This window comes from Mycobacterium sp. (genome assembly GCF_032159765.1).
Taxonomy (GTDB): domain Bacteria; phylum Actinomycetota; class Actinomycetes; order Mycobacteriales; family Mycobacteriaceae; genus Mycobacterium.
The window spans coordinates 91,932-106,337 of record NZ_JAVHWM010000178.1; the positions used below are offsets into that span (position 1 = coordinate 91,932).

The following is a 14,406-nucleotide window of genomic DNA, read 5'->3' on the forward strand; positions in this document are numbered from 1 at the left end:
GCGACAGTCTAGGGCTGGCAGCGGCGTTGGCGATTCGGGAGATCCCCGGTTCGCAATTCTGTAACACGTTCTAGTCTTGACGGCATGTCTGATGCCTCGCTGTTGCGCCATCCGCTTCACTCAGGTCACTTGCTTGTCGGCGCGCTGAAGCGTCACAAGAACAAGCCCCTGCTCTACCTGGGTGACACCACCCTGACCGGCGGCGAGCTGGCTGACCGCATCACCCAGTACGTTCAGGCGTTCGAAGCCCTCGGCGCGGGCACCGGGACCGCGGCGGGCCTGCTGTCGCTGAACCGGCCCGAGGTACTGATGATCGTCGGCGCCAGCCAGACCCAGGGTTACCGGCGCACGGCACTACACCCTCTCGGTTCGCTCGACGACCACGCGTATGTCCTCACCGACGCGGGCGTCACGTCGTTGATCGTCGACCCGAACCCGATGTTCACCGAGCGTGCGCTCGGGCTGCTGGAAAAGGTTCCGTCGCTCAAGCAGATCCTGACGATCGGGCCGGTGCCGGATGCCCTTGCCGACGTGGCGGTGGACCTGTCCGCCGAAGCTGCGAAGTACCAGCCGCGTGAACTGGTCGCCGCCGAGCTGCCGCCCGACCAGATCGTCGGGCTCACGTATACGGGCGGGACCACCGGAAAGCCCAAGGGCGTCATGATGACGGTGCAGACGACGTGGACGATGACGTCGATTCAGCTGTCCGAGTGGGAATGGCCGGAGAACCCACGCTTTTTGATGATCACCCCGCTCTCCCACGCGGGCGCAGCGTTCTTCATGCCGACCGTGGTCAAGGGCGGCGAGATGATTGTGCTGTCCAAGTTCGACCCCGCCGAGGTGCTCAGAGTCATTGAAGAGCAACGCATTACAGCGACGATGGTGGTGCCGTCGATGTTGTATGCGCTCATGGACCACCCGGACTCGCGAACGCGCGACCTGTCGTCACTGGAGACTGTGTATTACGGCGCATCGGCGATCAACCCCGTGCGGTTGAAGGAGGCGATCGACCGGTTCGGGCCCATCTTCGCGCAGTACTACGGCCAGTCCGAGGCGCCGATGGTGATCACGTATCTGGCCAAGGGCGAGCACGACGAAAAGCGGCTGACGTCGTGCGGTCGGCCCACGCTGTTCGCGCGGACCGCGCTGCTGGGAGAGGACGGGAAGCCGGTGCCGCAGGGCGAGGTCGGCGAGATTTGCGTCAGCGGGCCGCTGTTGTCGGGGGGCTACTGGCAGTTGCCGGAAGCCACGGAGCAGACGTTCCGGGACGGCTGGATGCACACCGGAGACCTCGCCCGAGAGGACGAGGACGGTTTCTGGTTCATCGTCGACCGGGTGAAGGACATGATCGTCACGGGTGGTTTCAATGTCTTTCCCCGCGAGGTCGAAGATGTGGTGGCCGAGCACCATGCCGTCGCGCAGGTGTGTGTGATCGGCACGCCGGACGAGAAGTGGGGCGAGGCCGTCACCGCGGTCGTCGTGCTCCGCGAGGACGCGCAGCGCGATCAGGAGTCGATCACCCGGATGACCACCGAGATCCAGGCCGCCGTCAAGGAGCGCAAGGGGTCCGTGCAGTCGCCCAAGCAGGTGATCATCGTCGACTCGTTGCCGCTCACCGGGCTCGGCAAGCCGGACAAGAAGGCGGTGCGCGCCAAGTTCTGGGAGGGCGCAGGCCGCGCGGTCGGGTAACTGTCTGCGCGCCTGACGTTCCGCCGCGAGCGTGCGTGTCTGCAGCCGACACGCCGAGTAACCGCGGGAGATTGCGCACGCTCGCGTCACCAGCGTCGGGACAACACCAGCGTCGGCGTGGGCTTCGAGAGGTCGACGAACACCGACCGTGCGGTGATCGTCCACCTCGAAGGCCAAACGACGAGCGTGCGTGAAATCGCTTATTGGATCGGCGTGTCGGCCGCAGACACGCACGCTCGCGCAGAATGGGGGGCGTGTCCACCGGCGATGCTCGAGCCACCGTCGATGCGGTCTGGCGGATGGAGGCCGCCAAGATCGTCGCGACGCTGACCCGCAGCGTGGGCGACGTCGGCTTCGCGGAGGACCTTGCTCAAGAGGCGCTCGTCGACGCGCTGACGCAGTGGCCATCAACGGGAGTGCCGCGCAACGGCGGCGCGTGGCTGACGACCGTCGCCAAGCGCAAAGCGATCGACCACTGGCGGCGCCAGGACCGTCTCGACGAGCGGTACGCAGCTCTTGCCCGCGACCTTGAAAACGAAGTACCCCAAGAGGATTGGGATCCCGACCGTATCGACGACGATGTGCTGCGGCTGATCTTCGTCGCGGCTCACCCGGTGGTTGCCGAGGAAGGCCGGATCGCGTTGACGCTACGGGTGGTCGGCGGGTTGACCACCGAGGAGATTGCCCGCGCGTTCCTCGTCTCGACGGCCACGGTGGCTCAGCGCATCGTGCGGGCCAAGAAGACACTCGCGAAGGCCGGCGTTGCATTCGAGGTGCCCGAGCGCGAGCAGTTCGCCGATCGGCTGTCCACCGTGCTGTCGGTGGTCTACCTGATCTACAACGAGGGCTATTCCGCCTCCTTCGGCGACCGCTGGGTCCGCGACGAACTGTGCGCCGAGGCCCTGCGACTCGGCCGCATCCTGGCCGCATTGCTGCCCGACGAACCCGAGGTGCACGGACTGCTGGCGTTGATGGAGTTCCAGTCGTCGCGATTCGGCGCACGCACCGCCGCCGACGGCACCCCGATCCTGCTCGCCGACCAAGACCGTACGAAGTGGGATCGAGCCCAAATACATAGGGGCACTGCTGCTTTGGCCCGAGCCGACGCGCTCGGGATTGGACGCGGGGCGTATGCGCTGCAGGCCGCGCTTGCCGAATGCCACGCCACGGCACCGACAACCGACGACACCGACTGGCACACGATCGTGCGGCTCTACGGGGCGCTCAGCGAGCTCACCCGTTCACCAGTGGTCGAGATCAACCGTGCCGTGGCGGTGTCGATGGCGACCGGCCCTGCGGAAGCTCTCGCGATCGTCGACGACCTGTCCGGGCTCGACGACTCCTATCTGCTGCCGAGCGTTCGCGGCGAACTGCTGGCGCGCCTGGGCCAGCACGCCGAGGCGGCACGCGAATTCGAGGCCGCCGCCGCGCTGACGGGCAACGAGCGCGAACGCGACGTGTTGTTGCAGAAGGCGTCGGTCCATCGCGAAACAGCCTCGGGGTAGCGTCGGCGTCATGTCCAACGAGCGAATCCGCCCCCCATGGTGGCTGAAGCCGCTGAACAAAGCCTTCATCGTCACCACGAGGCTGGGCCTTCCGGTCATCGGCAAGGAAAAGCCCGTGGTGTTGACCGTGCCAGGACGCAAGTCGGGTAGGCCGCGCTCGACGCCGGTCACGCCCATGCTCGTCGACGGCAAGCGCTACGTCGTTGAGGGGTTCCCCGGCGCGGACTGGGCTGCCAATGCGCGCGCCGCCGGAAACGCCACCCTGCAGCAGGGCCGCAATCTGACCGAGCAGGTACGCGTGGTCGAGCTCCCGCCCGACGAAGCGCGCCCACTCCTGCGACAGTTCCCGACGCTCGTTCCCACCGGTGTCGAGTTCATGAAGAAAGCCGGCCTCGTGAAGGACGGCCGCCCAGAGGAATTCGAAGCCCTCGCCGGCCGGTGCGCGGTGTTCCGCTTCGATCCGGTCTCATGATGCTCGCGCGGCTGCTTGTCGGCGTGGCACTCGCGGCGGCCTGCGTGTCGACGGCCACGGCGTCGCCCGCGGGTGCCGACACCTGCGGTCAGGCCAAGCCACCCCTGGACGCGGCCAGCAAGCAGGTCGGCCGCGGCAACATGCTGTGGATCAGCCGCGACGGCACCGTCGGCATCACCACACCAGGCGGCACCGGTGTGGTCCAGCCGACGAACGCGGGACCGCTTCCGCTGCAAGCCTTTCTGGTCGACGCGCAGCAGGACGGCAACCAGCAGCTGATCGTCAGCAACGGCCGGGCGGCCCGTCTGTACACGGTGTCGGGGTGTGAAATCACCGCGGTCACCGATGCGCAGGGCGCGCCGTTCCTCTTCGACCTGGAAGACTTGCGCGGCAACGGAACCGGTGTCCAGTGCCTCGATCTCGGTGAAGGCCGTCACCTCGTCGGGCTGCTGGCCCAGCCCGCCGACAACGGCTACACGATCCGTCGCACACAGATCAACCTCAACGGCAACGTCGCCACGCCGGGCAAGTCCGACACCGTTGGCGGGCAGTCGCAGCACGACCCCGTCGTCGCATCGGCATCGACGATCGGTTGCGGCGACCTGACTCTCACCAAGGACGGGGTCAAGCAGCCGTGAGCGACCAGCCGTTCGACCCCTCCCTGTGGCGGCCCGTGAACGGGTTCGGCGACCTGACGGACATCACCTACCACCGCCACGTCGACGACGGCACCGTGCGTGTGGCGTTCAACCGGCCCGACGTGCGCAACGCGTTTCGCCCGCACACCGTCGACGAGCTGTACCGCGCGCTCGACCATGCGCGGATGACACCCGACGTCGGCGTCGTGCTGCTCACCGGAAACGGGCCGTCGTCGAAGGACGGCGGCTGGGCATTCTGCTCGGGTGGCGACCAGCGCATCCGCGGGCGTACCGGATACCAGTACGCATCAGGTGAGACCGCAGCCAGTGTGGACCCGGCTCGTGCCGGCAGGCTGCACATCCTGGAGGTGCAGCGCCTGATCCGGTTCATGCCGAAGGTTGTCATCTGCCTCGTTTGCGGCTGGGCCGCGGGCGGCGGGCACAGCCTGCATGTGGTGTGCGACCTGACGCTGGCAAGCCGCGAGCATGCCCGGTTCAAACAGACCGACGCCGATGTCGGCAGCTTCGACGGCGGCTACGGCAGCGCGTATCTGGCCAAGCAGGTCGGCCAGAAGTTCGCCCGCGAAATCTTCTTCCTCGGCAGGCCGTACACCGCTGACCAGATGCACCGGATGGGGGCGGTCAACGAGGTCGTCGACCATGCCGAGCTGGAAACCGTCGGCATGGAGTGGGCCAAGGCGATCAATGCGAAATCGCCTCAGGCCCAACGGATGTTGAAGTTCGCGTTCAACCTGCTCGACGACGGGCTGGTGGGCCAGCAGTTGTTCGCGGGCGAGGCCACCCGCCTTGCCTACATGACCGACGAAGCCGTCGAGGGCCGCGACGCGTTCCTCGAGAAGCGCGACCCGGACTGGAGCCCGTTCCCCCGCTACTTCTGAGCGATTTCGGCCTACGTCCCCGGGGTGAATCTCGTCTGCCCGTGCGGTGACTTCGCGAACGCGAGCACTTTGGCCGGCGCGACGCGAAAGACGTGGGCGATATGAGTCGATTCTGAATTGTCCGTGTGGCCGAAACCGTTCTCGTCGGGAGTGAAATCCCATTCTCCCCTGTACTTTTCGCGAATCGCATCCGCCAACCGGGTGAGGACGCCGCGCCCCGTCACACGTTCGGCGACGCCTTCGATGACGACGTCGAGCCCGGCCTTCCAGGTGTTCGACCCCGTCGTGACGGTGACCGCGGCGCAGTGCACGAGGTTTTGCGCCTTCTGCTCTTCGGGGCCCGTGCAAAAGACGAGTGCACTGTCTATCCACGCCCCGATCAACGGGGTGGTATGCGGTCTGCCGTCCTGGCGGACAGTCGTGAGCCAGTAGAGCTCCGCTGCGGTCATCGCATCGTTGACCTGCTGCCAGCTCACCGGCTCCTCGGCCTGGCTGAACCGGTTGTCGAGCCTTCCTTTCATTGCCATATCAGTTGTGACCCGTCGACCACGAGGAAGTCATCGCGCATGCCGTCGAGGCGGGTGCATAGGCTCCAAGAGTGAATCCGTTGAGGCGGCTCCCCCGCTCCGTTGTCATGGCCAGCATGCGGCCGCCGCTGTCCCAGAAGGTACTGCTGTACCGGCCGTTGGGAGACGACGTCGACCTGACGGGCAAGCGGGTTCTGCTGACCGGCGCGTCGTCGGGAATCGGCGAGGCCGCCGCCGAACAGTTCGCAACACAGGGTGCCTCCGTTGTTGTGGTCGCGCGACGCGCCGAATTGCTCGAGGACGTCGCGCGGCGCATCACCGAAGCCGGTGGCGAGGCGCTGGCGCTGCCGTGCGACCTGTCCGACCTCGACGCCGTCGACGAACTCGTCGCAGGAGTTGAGGAGCGGTTCGGCGGCGTGGACATCCTGGTCAACAACGCCGGCAAGTCAATCCGGCGCCCGCTCGCCGAGTCGCTTGAGCGCTGGCATGACGTCGAGCGGACGATGACTCTCAACTACTACTCGCCGCTTCGGCTGATCCGCGGGTTCGCGCCCGGGATGTTGGCGCGCGGCGACGGACACGTGATCAACGTGTCGACGTGGGGTGTGTTCAGCGAGGCCTCTCCACTGTTCTCGGTGTACAACGCGTCCAAAGCCGCGCTGTCCACGGTGAGCCGAGTGATCGAGACCGAGTGGTCCAATCGTGGCGTGCATTCGACGACGCTGTACTACCCACTGGTGAAGACGCCGATGATCGCACCCACCAAGGCATTTGACGACCTGCCCGCGATGACCGCACGTGAGGCCGCCGAGTGGATCATCACCGCGGCGCGACGGCGGCCGGTGCGGATCGCACCGCGGATGTCGCTGCTGTCTCAGGCGCTCGACATCGTCAGCCCCGACTTCTTCACCACCCTGATGAAGCGGCAGACCGTCACGTCCTGACCGGCAAACCTCGCGTGATAGACAGGCTCCATGGAGATACTGTCCAGCCGAGTGCTCATCCGGCCGACCGACTATGAGCGCTCGCTTGCGTTCTACCGGGACGGGCTCGGACTCGCAATTTGGCGCGAATACGGCTCGGGCACAGTATTTTTCGCCGGCCAATCACTGATCGAGCTCGCGGGCCACGGCGGCACCGGGTCCGCCGGTACGTTCCCCGGCGCGATCTGGCTGCAGGTCCGCGACGTCTACGACGCTGTGCGCGAACTCTCCGAGCGCGGCGTGCAAATCGCCCGCGAACCCCGCCAGGAACCTTGGGGTCTGCACGAGATGCACGTGGTCGACCCCGACGGCGTCACGCTGATCTTCGTTCAGGTACCGCCGGAGCACCCGCTGCGCCGCGACACGCGCCGATGAGCCTCTCGGGCGAAGAGCAACACCCGAGCTAGCGTTCAGCGCGACGGCGCGACCAGCGGCCAGCCCACCGAAGCGAGCCTGGCCGCTACCTGGTGCAGCTCCTCGGGGTTGGCGTCCTTCTCGGTGACCTCGCGGATGGCGTCCTCGATCTGCGCGTCGGTCACGGGACCGTCGGCGGCGCCCTTGCGCAGGATCGACGAAGCCGCCTCCTTGACTTCGTCCTCGGTCAGCGAGCGCTTCAGCAACGCCAGCAACGCGAAGTAGTCCTTCGGCGGAACGCCCTCGGGATAACCGGCGTGCAACCAGTCCAGCACGCTGTCCAGAAACGTCTTCTGCTCAGTCACAATCAGGCCTTCTTCATTCCAAAGAACGGGTCGAAGTGCAAAGTGTGGATGATCGTGTTTCTCGAGATCCACAGGATCGCGATCACGATCACCGCCGACACGAGCACGAACACCGCGATGCCGAGGATCTCCAGCGCGGGGTTTTTCTTGTGTACATGGCCCTCGGCGTCCTCAGCGCCTGCTCCGTTCGAGTAGGAGACCAGCCCGAGCGCGAAGACCGCGGGCAGGCCGGCTCCGAGGAGAAGACCCACCCCCAGCACTGTGAGAAGCGGTATCACGTACGTCTGCATGAGTGATTCCTTCTATTCGTGAGTGGCCTGGCTCAGACCTGAGCCTTGGGAGCGGTGGTCGCGGCTTCGCGAACGTCCGCGGGGACAACGGAATTAGTGGAGTCGTCCCAATCGGCGTTGACGTTGTTGCTGTCGACCTTCTGCTGCTGTGCACGCCACCACATGTAGTAGGACAGAGCGCACAGGATCGCGAAGATGACGAGCGAGCCGACCAGGTGCGAGCTGACGGACGTGATTGCCGTGGCGAGCCAGTACGACAGCGCCCCGACGATGCCGGCGGCCGGAAGGGTGATCAGCCAAGCAACCGCCATGCGGCCTGCTACCGCCCACCGCACCTGGGCACCCGGCTTACCGACGCCACTGCCGAGGATCGAGCCCGTTGCCACATGCGTGGTCGACAGCGCCATGCCCGCAGCGCTGGAGCTCAGGATGATCGCGGCCGACGACGCCTCGGCGGCCAGACCCTGCGGAGACTCGATCTCGACGAGCCCCTTGCCCAGGGTGCGAATGACCCGCCAGCCGCCGATGTAGGTGCCAAGGCCGATGGCCAGCGCACAGCTCAGGATGATCCAGAACGGCAGGCCGTCCTTCTTGACGTCTCCCGTGAGGTGACCGGTGGTGATCAGAGCCAGCGCGATCACACCCATCGTCTTCTGGGCGTCATTGGTGCCGTGCGACAGCGCGACGAGAGAGGCCGTGGCGATCTGGCCCCAGCGGAACCCTTCCTCGCGGCGCTTCTTCATGACGTTGAGCGTGAGCCGGTAGACCAGCCACGTGCCGCAGGCGGCGACGAGGCAGGCGATGAACGGCGCGGCGACCGCGGGGATCAAGACCTTGGCGAGAATGCCCTGCCAGTTGATGCCCGAGCTGCCGAAGGCAGCCAGGCCCGCGCCGATGAGGCCGCCGAACAATGCGTGCGACGAGCTTGACGGGATGCCGAACAGCCACGTGAGCAGGTTCCACAGGATACCGCCGATAAGCCCGGCGAAGATGATCGTCAGGCCGGTCTCCGCGGTGATGTTCGGCAGCAGGTGGCCCGTCTTGCCGTCCTGAATCTTCAGAACCGAGGTAGTGACGGTGACCGCCACCTCGACCGAGAGGAATGCGCCGACGAGGTTGAGGACGCCGGCCAGCAGCACCGCGACCTTGGGCTTGAGGGCACCGGTGGCAATCGAGGTCGCCATGGCGTTGCCTGTGTCATGGAAACCGTTGGTGAAGTCGAAGGCTAATGCTGTTGCGATAAGCAGCACCAGAATGATCAGCTCTGCGCTCATGGCGCTCATTCTGGGGCTTAGGGACGCATTCTGACTAGTGAGCGGCCCGTTCGAAAAGGTCTGGCTACCAGGCAATTTGCCGAGTTCATCTAGGTGTTCACTCTCCGTTAATTCTGTGTCTGCGGTGAGTTGGCCGACGGCGGCGGCGAGGTGTCGCATGCGCCGATTCGGGGGCACAACTAGCATCGAGCTGTCCGCGAGTTTGCGGGGCCGGCGTGGGGAGGTCGTGTGGTGAACCAGTTCCTCAACAAGATCGTGGCCTGGCTACGAGCGGGCTACCCCGACGGAGTGCCCCCGAGCGACACCATTTCGGTGATCGCGCTGCTCAATCGCAAGCTCAGCCACGACGAGGTGAAGGCCGTTGCCGCCGACTTGATGGAGCGCGGTGAGTTCGACCACGTCGACATCGGAGTGGCGATCACACAGCTCACCGACGAGCTGCCCGCACCCGCGGACATCGAGCGAGTTCGACAGCGGCTGGCTCAGAAGGGCTGGCCGCTCGACGATCCTCGCGACGAGGAGGCCGCCGGATAGCCATCCTGCGTGCGATCGACGTCCCAGTCGGCATTGACGTCCTCGACCTGCTGCCCACGGTCGAGAGCCTGCTCGCCGGACAGCGCGATCCAGTACTGCCCGTCCCCGCAGCAAATGCGCGCGAAAAGTCCTTGCTGTCAAGGGCATTGCGCGCCGGCGACAATATCGACGACGACGTCGCGCTGGTGGTCGCGACGTCAGGCACCACGGGCACACCCAAAGGCGCGCTGCTATCGGCCGGTGCGTTGACCGCGAGCGCGACGGCGACGCACGCTCGCCTGGGCGGCCCTGGCCGTTGGTTGCTCGCGCTTCCGGCGCATCACATCGCCGGTATGCAGGTGCTGATTCGCAGTGTGCTCGCGGGCACCACGCCGGTGGTGCTCGACGTGTCGGATGGCTTCGACGTCTCGGGACTACCCGCCGCGGTACGCGACATGGGTGCCGGGCGCCGCTACACGTCGCTGGTGGCCGCGCAGCTGGCGAAGGCGTTGACGGATCCGGAGGCGACGGCCGCGCTGGCCGAGCTCGACGCGGTGCTGATCGGCGGCGGCCCGATTTCCCCTGTCGTCGCCAAAGATGCCGCCGCTGAAGGCATTCCGGTTGTCCGCACGTACGGCATGAGTGAAACCGCGGGCGGCTGCGTCTATGACGGCCTGCCGCTCGACGGGGTGCGGCTGCGGATCGACGACGGTCGCGTGCTGCTCGGGGGCGCCACGCTGGCGAAGGGCTACCGCAACGCGGTGACGCCGAATCCGTTCGGCGAGCCCGGCTGGTTCCGCACGGACGACGCGGGCAGCATCGATGCCCGCGGAGCGCTGACCGTCTACGGCCGGGTCGACGAGGGCATCAGCACTGGCGGCCTGACGGTTCGCCCGCACGTCGTCGAGGCGGTGATCGTTACTCACCCCGCGGTAGCGCAGTGCGCGGTGTTCGGGGTGCCCGACCAGCGGCTCGGCGAAAGGGTGGTCGCGGCCGTGGTTGCCGTCGGCCCGCTGACGCTGGAGGAGTTGCGAGCCCACGTCGTCGAGACGTTGGACGCGACCGCCGCGCCGCGCCAACTGCACCTTGTCGACGAGCTGCCGCTGCGGGGGATCGGCAAGGTGGACAGGCGTGCGCTGACGGAACGGTTCAGCGCAGGGTGACCCACAGCGTCCCGCAGGTCAGGGTCTGGCCTCGAATATCAGGTTGAACGGAGTCTCCGTCGCCCGCCGGAAGCGCGCAAAGCCGCCGTCGTCAACCATCACCTTCCTCAACCGGGACTCACCTGCTTGGGCGCCGAGCGCCGGACCTTGCTGCGCGAGCGACACGGGAACGCAGATCAACGATGACGCCCCGTAAAACAGCCGACCGACCGGGTTCAGGTTGTCCGAGATGTCGTCACCGGCAAACGGTTCGACGAGCAAGCAATGGCCGTCGGGTTTCAACGCCTGTCTCGCCTGACGCGCGGCACCCGACGGATCGGCCATGTCGTGCAGGCAGTCGAAGAAGGCGATCAGGTCAAAGTCGTTGCCGGAATACGACGTCGCATCGGCCACTTCGAATCTGGCGTTGTTCACCCCTGCCTCGGCAGCACGTTTGCGCGCCGTCTCGATCGATGCGTCATGGTAGTCGACGCCGACGAACTCGGACTTCGGAAAGGCTTGTGCCATAAGGATAGTACTGGCGCCGTGGCCGCATCCGATATCGGCCGCGCGGCCACCGGCGTCGAGTTTTTCGACGACCCCGTCGAGTGCGGGCAGCCACGACGACATCAGATTTGTGTTGTAGCCGGCCCTGAAGAATCGCTCGGTGCCCTCGAACAGACAGGGGTGATGCTCACCCCACTCCATTCCCTTTCCGCTGCGGAAGTTGTCGACCGCCTGTGGCCTGACGTGAAAGAGGTCCTGGACGATGCGGTAAGCGCCCGGCAGATCCACCGGCCCGTTGGGGTCCGCCAGGCAGGCAGCCTGCTCGTCGTCCAAGTAGAACTCGTCGGTCGATCCGTCGTATTCGACGTATCCGCCCGCGGCCTGATTCGCCAGCCACTCGCGAACGTAGCGCTCGCTTGTGCCGGTTCGTTGCGCGAGTTCGGCGGCCGATAACCGCCCCTCGGCGAGCGCCTTGTAGAGGCCGAGCTCGTCGCCGATCAACATGAGTACCGCGCTGACCGAAGCGCTGAGATCGCCCACCGCCTTGCCGAGAAATGCGTTTAGTTTGTCCTCGTCAACAGCCATTTCATTTCCTCTCGGTCACTGCACAGCAAATGCACAGCAATAGAACGCTACTCCGATGCGCAGATGGATATCATCGATCGAGGCGTAGCGCCGATGCGACCGCGCCCTAGGCTGGAGGCGGTGAAAGTCCGCAGCGACGCAGTCGCGGTGCCGCTGGCCGTCCTGCTTGTGGCGGCGGCGTTCGTCGTCCCGCACTGGAACCTCGGCATCGTCACCCCGCTGATCCACACGGACATTTTCCCGGTACGCCTCTTCGCCCAGACCGCGCCGATTTTCGGCAGGTGGGAAGCGCACGTGGGATGGGGCACGCCCGCCGCGATTGTGATCGGCGCCGCGACGGTGGCGTGGGGTCCGACGGTGGCCGCACGCCTCGGTTGGCGGGCCCTGACGCTGACCGCGTGGGCAGTGTCGGCCGTGTGGGGATTCTCGTTGGCGATGGTCGACGGCTGGAGTTACGGCTTCGCCGGACGACTGAAGGCAGGAAACGAATACCTGCTGCAGGTGCCTGGCGTCACCGACATCCCCACGGCGGTACGCGATTTCGCTCGTCGTATCGCAGACTTCCAGCCGGACTCGTGGATCACGCACGTCTCCGGCCATCCGCCCGGGGCCCTGCTGACGTTCGTCTGGCTCGACCGGATCGGGCTTGGGGGCGGCACGTGGGCTGCTGTCTTCTGCCTGCTCGTCGGCTCCAGCGCCGCCACCGCGATCATCGTCACGCTGCGTGCTCTCAACGACGAGCAAACCGCCCGGCTCGCCGCGCCGTTCGTCGCGGTGGCGCCGACCGCGATCTGGATCGCCGTATCCGCCGACGGCTACTTCGCCGGCGTGGCGGCCTGGGGAATCGCGCTATTGGCGCTCGCGGTCAGGCGAGAAGGCAGGGCCCCGACCGTCGCCGCCGTTGGCGCGGGACTGCTGCTCGGCTGGGGCATCTTCCTCAGCTACGGCCTAGTGTTGATGGCTGTCTTCGCGGTAGCGGTGCTGGTCTGCGCCCGCAGCCGTCGAGACGCTCTGATCGCCCTGACTGCGGCCGTCCTTGCTGTACTGGTTGTGGTTGGCGTTTTCGCATGGGCTGGCTTCTGGTGGTTCGACGGTTATGTCGCCGTGCAGCAACGGTATTGGGGTGGCATCGCGGGTGCGCGGCCGTTCCAGTACTGGAGCTGGGCCAATCTCGCTTCAGTCGTCTGCGCGATCGGGCTGGGCAGTGTCGCCGGTATCAGCAAGGTGTTCAATCGCGCCGCGATCCGCGCACGGTCCGGCATTCACCTGATAGTGCTGGCCGCGCTGGTCGCGATCGTGTGGGCCGACCTGTCGATGCTGAGCAAGGCTGAGACAGAACGCATCTGGCTGCCGTTCATGGTGTGGCTAACCGCCGCGCCCGCGCTCCTCCCGCCGTCGTCGCATCGTTGGTGGCTCGGCGTCAACATCGTCGGGGCGCTGCTGCTGAACCACCTCATCATGACGAACTGGTAGTCAGTGCTCGTGAATCACGACGCCCCGGATGATCCGGCCGGCCAGCATGTCGTCGTATGCCTCGTTAACGTCGGCGAGTTTGTACTCGGTGGTCACCGCCTCGTCGAGCATGAGCTTGCCTTCGCGGTACAGGCTCAGCAGCCGCGGGATGTCGGCTCGCGGATTGGTCTCCCCGTAAAGGCTTCCCAGCAGCCGCTTCTGGAAGATCGTGACGATCGCCAACGCCGACATCGGCAGAGCTGGCGACGGGTCGCCGAACGACGCCAGGGCCGTGACGACCACCGCTCCGCCCTTACGGACGATGTTGAGCGCGTCGACCACCAACGTCCCCTCCACCACGCCGACGGTCACCAATGCGGAGTCGGCCATCACGCCACGCGTCAACTCGGCGACCAACGCGGTCGCTTCTTGCATCGACGTCGCGAAGTGCGTGGCCCCGAACTGAATCGCCTTTTCCCGCTTGTCCTCTGCGATGTCGACGACGACGATCTTCTCCGCTCCGGCCATCCGGGCGCCCTGAATGGCGGCACTGCCGATGCCGCCACAGCCGATCACGACGACAGTGTCACCGGGAGAAACCTCCGCGGTGTTCACCGCCGAGCCCCAGCCCGTGGATACGCCGCAACCAACCAAACACGCGCGATTCAGTGGATGGTCGTCGTCGATTTTGACCAACGAGGCCTCGGGCACGGTGGCATACGGCGCGAAGGTACCGAGCCACGCGTACGCGCCGATGTCTTGCCCTCGGCCGTGTAGCCGATACGTGCCGTCGAGCATGGCCCCAGTGGCCATGTGCATCCCGAGATCGCAGAGGTTCTGGTGCCCGCTCGCACACCAGCGGCAGCGGCCGCATGCGGGCAGGAAGGTCCCGACCACGTGGTCGCCCACCTTGAGATCGCGGACGCCGGGACCCACATCCTCGACGATCCCGGCACCTTCGTGCCCGCCGACGAGCGGCAGCATCAGGGGCATGTCGCCGGTCCTGGCGTGGTGATCGGAGTGGCACAGCCCGGTCGCCTCGTAGGAGACCAGCACCTCGCCTTCCTTGGGGCCGTCGAGTTCGACCTCCTCCACACTCCACTCTTCGTTCAGCCCCCACAGCACCGCGGCATTCATCTTCATGCTCAGTGACCCTAGGGGTGATCGAGACCGCGCGTACGGAAATCTGGCCAACAGTAAGGCCAACAGGA

The 14,406-nt window shown here is 66.2% G+C and carries 16 protein-coding genes; 10 read left to right on the forward strand and 6 right to left on the reverse strand.

Annotation, left to right across the window (positions count from 1 at the left end; translation table 11 throughout):
• The first annotated feature begins 84 nt into the window (after positions 1 to 84).
• The 5 genes from fadD8 (at position 85) to QOH60_RS22300 (ending at position 5,203) form a co-directional block, all read left to right on the forward strand.
• Positions 85 to 1,689, forward strand: coding sequence for a fatty-acid--CoA ligase FadD8 (gene fadD8 / locus QOH60_RS22280; protein ID WP_526424037.1), 1,605 nt, complete (start codon positions 85 to 87; stop codon positions 1,687 to 1,689).
• A gap of 245 nt (positions 1,690 to 1,934) precedes the next feature.
• On the forward strand, positions 1,935 to 3,194 hold the full coding sequence (locus QOH60_RS22285; RefSeq protein WP_526424038.1) for an RNA polymerase sigma factor: 1,260 nt from the start codon (positions 1,935 to 1,937) through the stop codon (positions 3,192 to 3,194).
• A 10-nt stretch (positions 3,195 to 3,204) separates the two neighbouring features.
• Positions 3,205 to 3,666, forward strand: coding sequence for a nitroreductase family deazaflavin-dependent oxidoreductase (locus tag QOH60_RS22290; RefSeq protein ID WP_526424039.1), 462 nt, complete (start codon positions 3,205 to 3,207; stop codon positions 3,664 to 3,666).
• Positions 3,663 to 4,304: a hypothetical protein gene (locus tag QOH60_RS22295; RefSeq protein WP_526424040.1), complete on the forward strand. Its 642-nt coding sequence runs from the start codon at positions 3,663 to 3,665 to the stop codon at positions 4,302 to 4,304. The genes QOH60_RS22290 and QOH60_RS22295 overlap by 4 nt, the downstream gene beginning before the upstream one ends.
• Complete coding sequence (locus QOH60_RS22300; RefSeq protein ID WP_526424041.1) at positions 4,301 to 5,203, forward strand: 1,4-dihydroxy-2-naphthoyl-CoA synthase; 903 nt, start codon at positions 4,301 to 4,303, stop codon at positions 5,201 to 5,203. Before QOH60_RS22295 ends, QOH60_RS22300 begins: the two co-directional genes overlap by 4 nt.
• A gap of 11 nt (positions 5,204 to 5,214) precedes the next feature.
• On the opposite strand, the gene QOH60_RS22305 is transcribed toward QOH60_RS22300, so the two are convergent.
• Positions 5,215 to 5,730, reverse strand: a complete 516-nt coding sequence (locus QOH60_RS22305; protein WP_526424042.1) for a pyridoxamine 5'-phosphate oxidase family protein — start codon at positions 5,728 to 5,730, stop codon at positions 5,215 to 5,217.
• A gap of 107 nt (positions 5,731 to 5,837) precedes the next feature.
• Here QOH60_RS22305 and QOH60_RS22310 point away from each other — a divergent pair, with 107 nt between their 5' ends.
• Together QOH60_RS22310 and QOH60_RS22315 are read left to right on the forward strand one after the other, a co-directional pair.
• The gene (locus tag QOH60_RS22310) at positions 5,838 to 6,674 is read left to right on the forward strand and encodes an SDR family oxidoreductase (RefSeq protein WP_526424154.1); all 837 of its coding nucleotides are present in this window, start codon (positions 5,838 to 5,840) and stop codon (positions 6,672 to 6,674) included.
• Between the two features lie 30 nt (positions 6,675 to 6,704).
• Positions 6,705 to 7,088: a VOC family protein gene (locus tag QOH60_RS22315; protein WP_526424043.1), complete on the forward strand. Its 384-nt coding sequence runs from the start codon at positions 6,705 to 6,707 to the stop codon at positions 7,086 to 7,088.
• A 35-nt stretch (positions 7,089 to 7,123) separates the two neighbouring features.
• On the opposite strand, the gene QOH60_RS22320 is transcribed toward QOH60_RS22315, so the two are convergent.
• From QOH60_RS22320 to QOH60_RS22330, 3 genes are read right to left on the reverse strand one after another with little or no spacing between them, the layout of a single operon-like run.
• Complete coding sequence (locus QOH60_RS22320; RefSeq protein ID WP_526424044.1) at positions 7,124 to 7,432, reverse strand: DUF3349 domain-containing protein; 309 nt, start codon at positions 7,430 to 7,432, stop codon at positions 7,124 to 7,126.
• 2 nt (positions 7,433 to 7,434) lie between these two features.
• Positions 7,435 to 7,722, reverse strand: coding sequence for a hypothetical protein (locus tag QOH60_RS22325; protein ID WP_526424045.1), 288 nt, complete (start codon positions 7,720 to 7,722; stop codon positions 7,435 to 7,437).
• Between the two features lie 32 nt (positions 7,723 to 7,754).
• Positions 7,755 to 8,996, reverse strand: coding sequence for an inorganic phosphate transporter (locus tag QOH60_RS22330; RefSeq protein WP_526424046.1), 1,242 nt, complete (start codon positions 8,994 to 8,996; stop codon positions 7,755 to 7,757).
• A 231-nt stretch (positions 8,997 to 9,227) separates the two neighbouring features.
• Here QOH60_RS22330 and QOH60_RS22335 point away from each other — a divergent pair, with 231 nt between their 5' ends.
• Positions 9,228 to 9,530: a DUF3349 domain-containing protein gene (locus QOH60_RS22335; RefSeq protein ID WP_526424155.1), complete on the forward strand. Its 303-nt coding sequence runs from the start codon at positions 9,228 to 9,230 to the stop codon at positions 9,528 to 9,530.
• Complete coding sequence (gene menE, locus QOH60_RS22340; RefSeq protein ID WP_526424156.1) at positions 9,527 to 10,672, forward strand: o-succinylbenzoate--CoA ligase; 1,146 nt, start codon at positions 9,527 to 9,529, stop codon at positions 10,670 to 10,672. Before QOH60_RS22335 ends, menE begins: the two co-directional genes overlap by 4 nt.
• Before the next feature lie 18 nt (positions 10,673 to 10,690).
• Here menE and QOH60_RS22345 read toward each other — a convergent pair whose 3' ends face one another.
• Positions 10,691 to 11,743, reverse strand: coding sequence for a class I SAM-dependent methyltransferase (locus QOH60_RS22345; protein WP_526424047.1), 1,053 nt, complete (start codon positions 11,741 to 11,743; stop codon positions 10,691 to 10,693).
• 120 nt (positions 11,744 to 11,863) lie between these two features.
• On the opposite strand from QOH60_RS22345, the gene QOH60_RS22350 reads away from it, so the two are divergent.
• On the forward strand, positions 11,864 to 13,216 hold the full coding sequence (locus tag QOH60_RS22350) for a hypothetical protein (RefSeq protein ID WP_526424048.1): 1,353 nt from the start codon (positions 11,864 to 11,866) through the stop codon (positions 13,214 to 13,216).
• Here the strand turns inward: QOH60_RS22350 and QOH60_RS22355 are convergent, their stop codons facing one another.
• Positions 13,217 to 14,338, reverse strand: coding sequence for an NDMA-dependent alcohol dehydrogenase (locus tag QOH60_RS22355; RefSeq protein ID WP_526424049.1), 1,122 nt, complete (start codon positions 14,336 to 14,338; stop codon positions 13,217 to 13,219).
• Between the last annotated feature and the right edge of the window lie 68 nt (positions 14,339 to 14,406).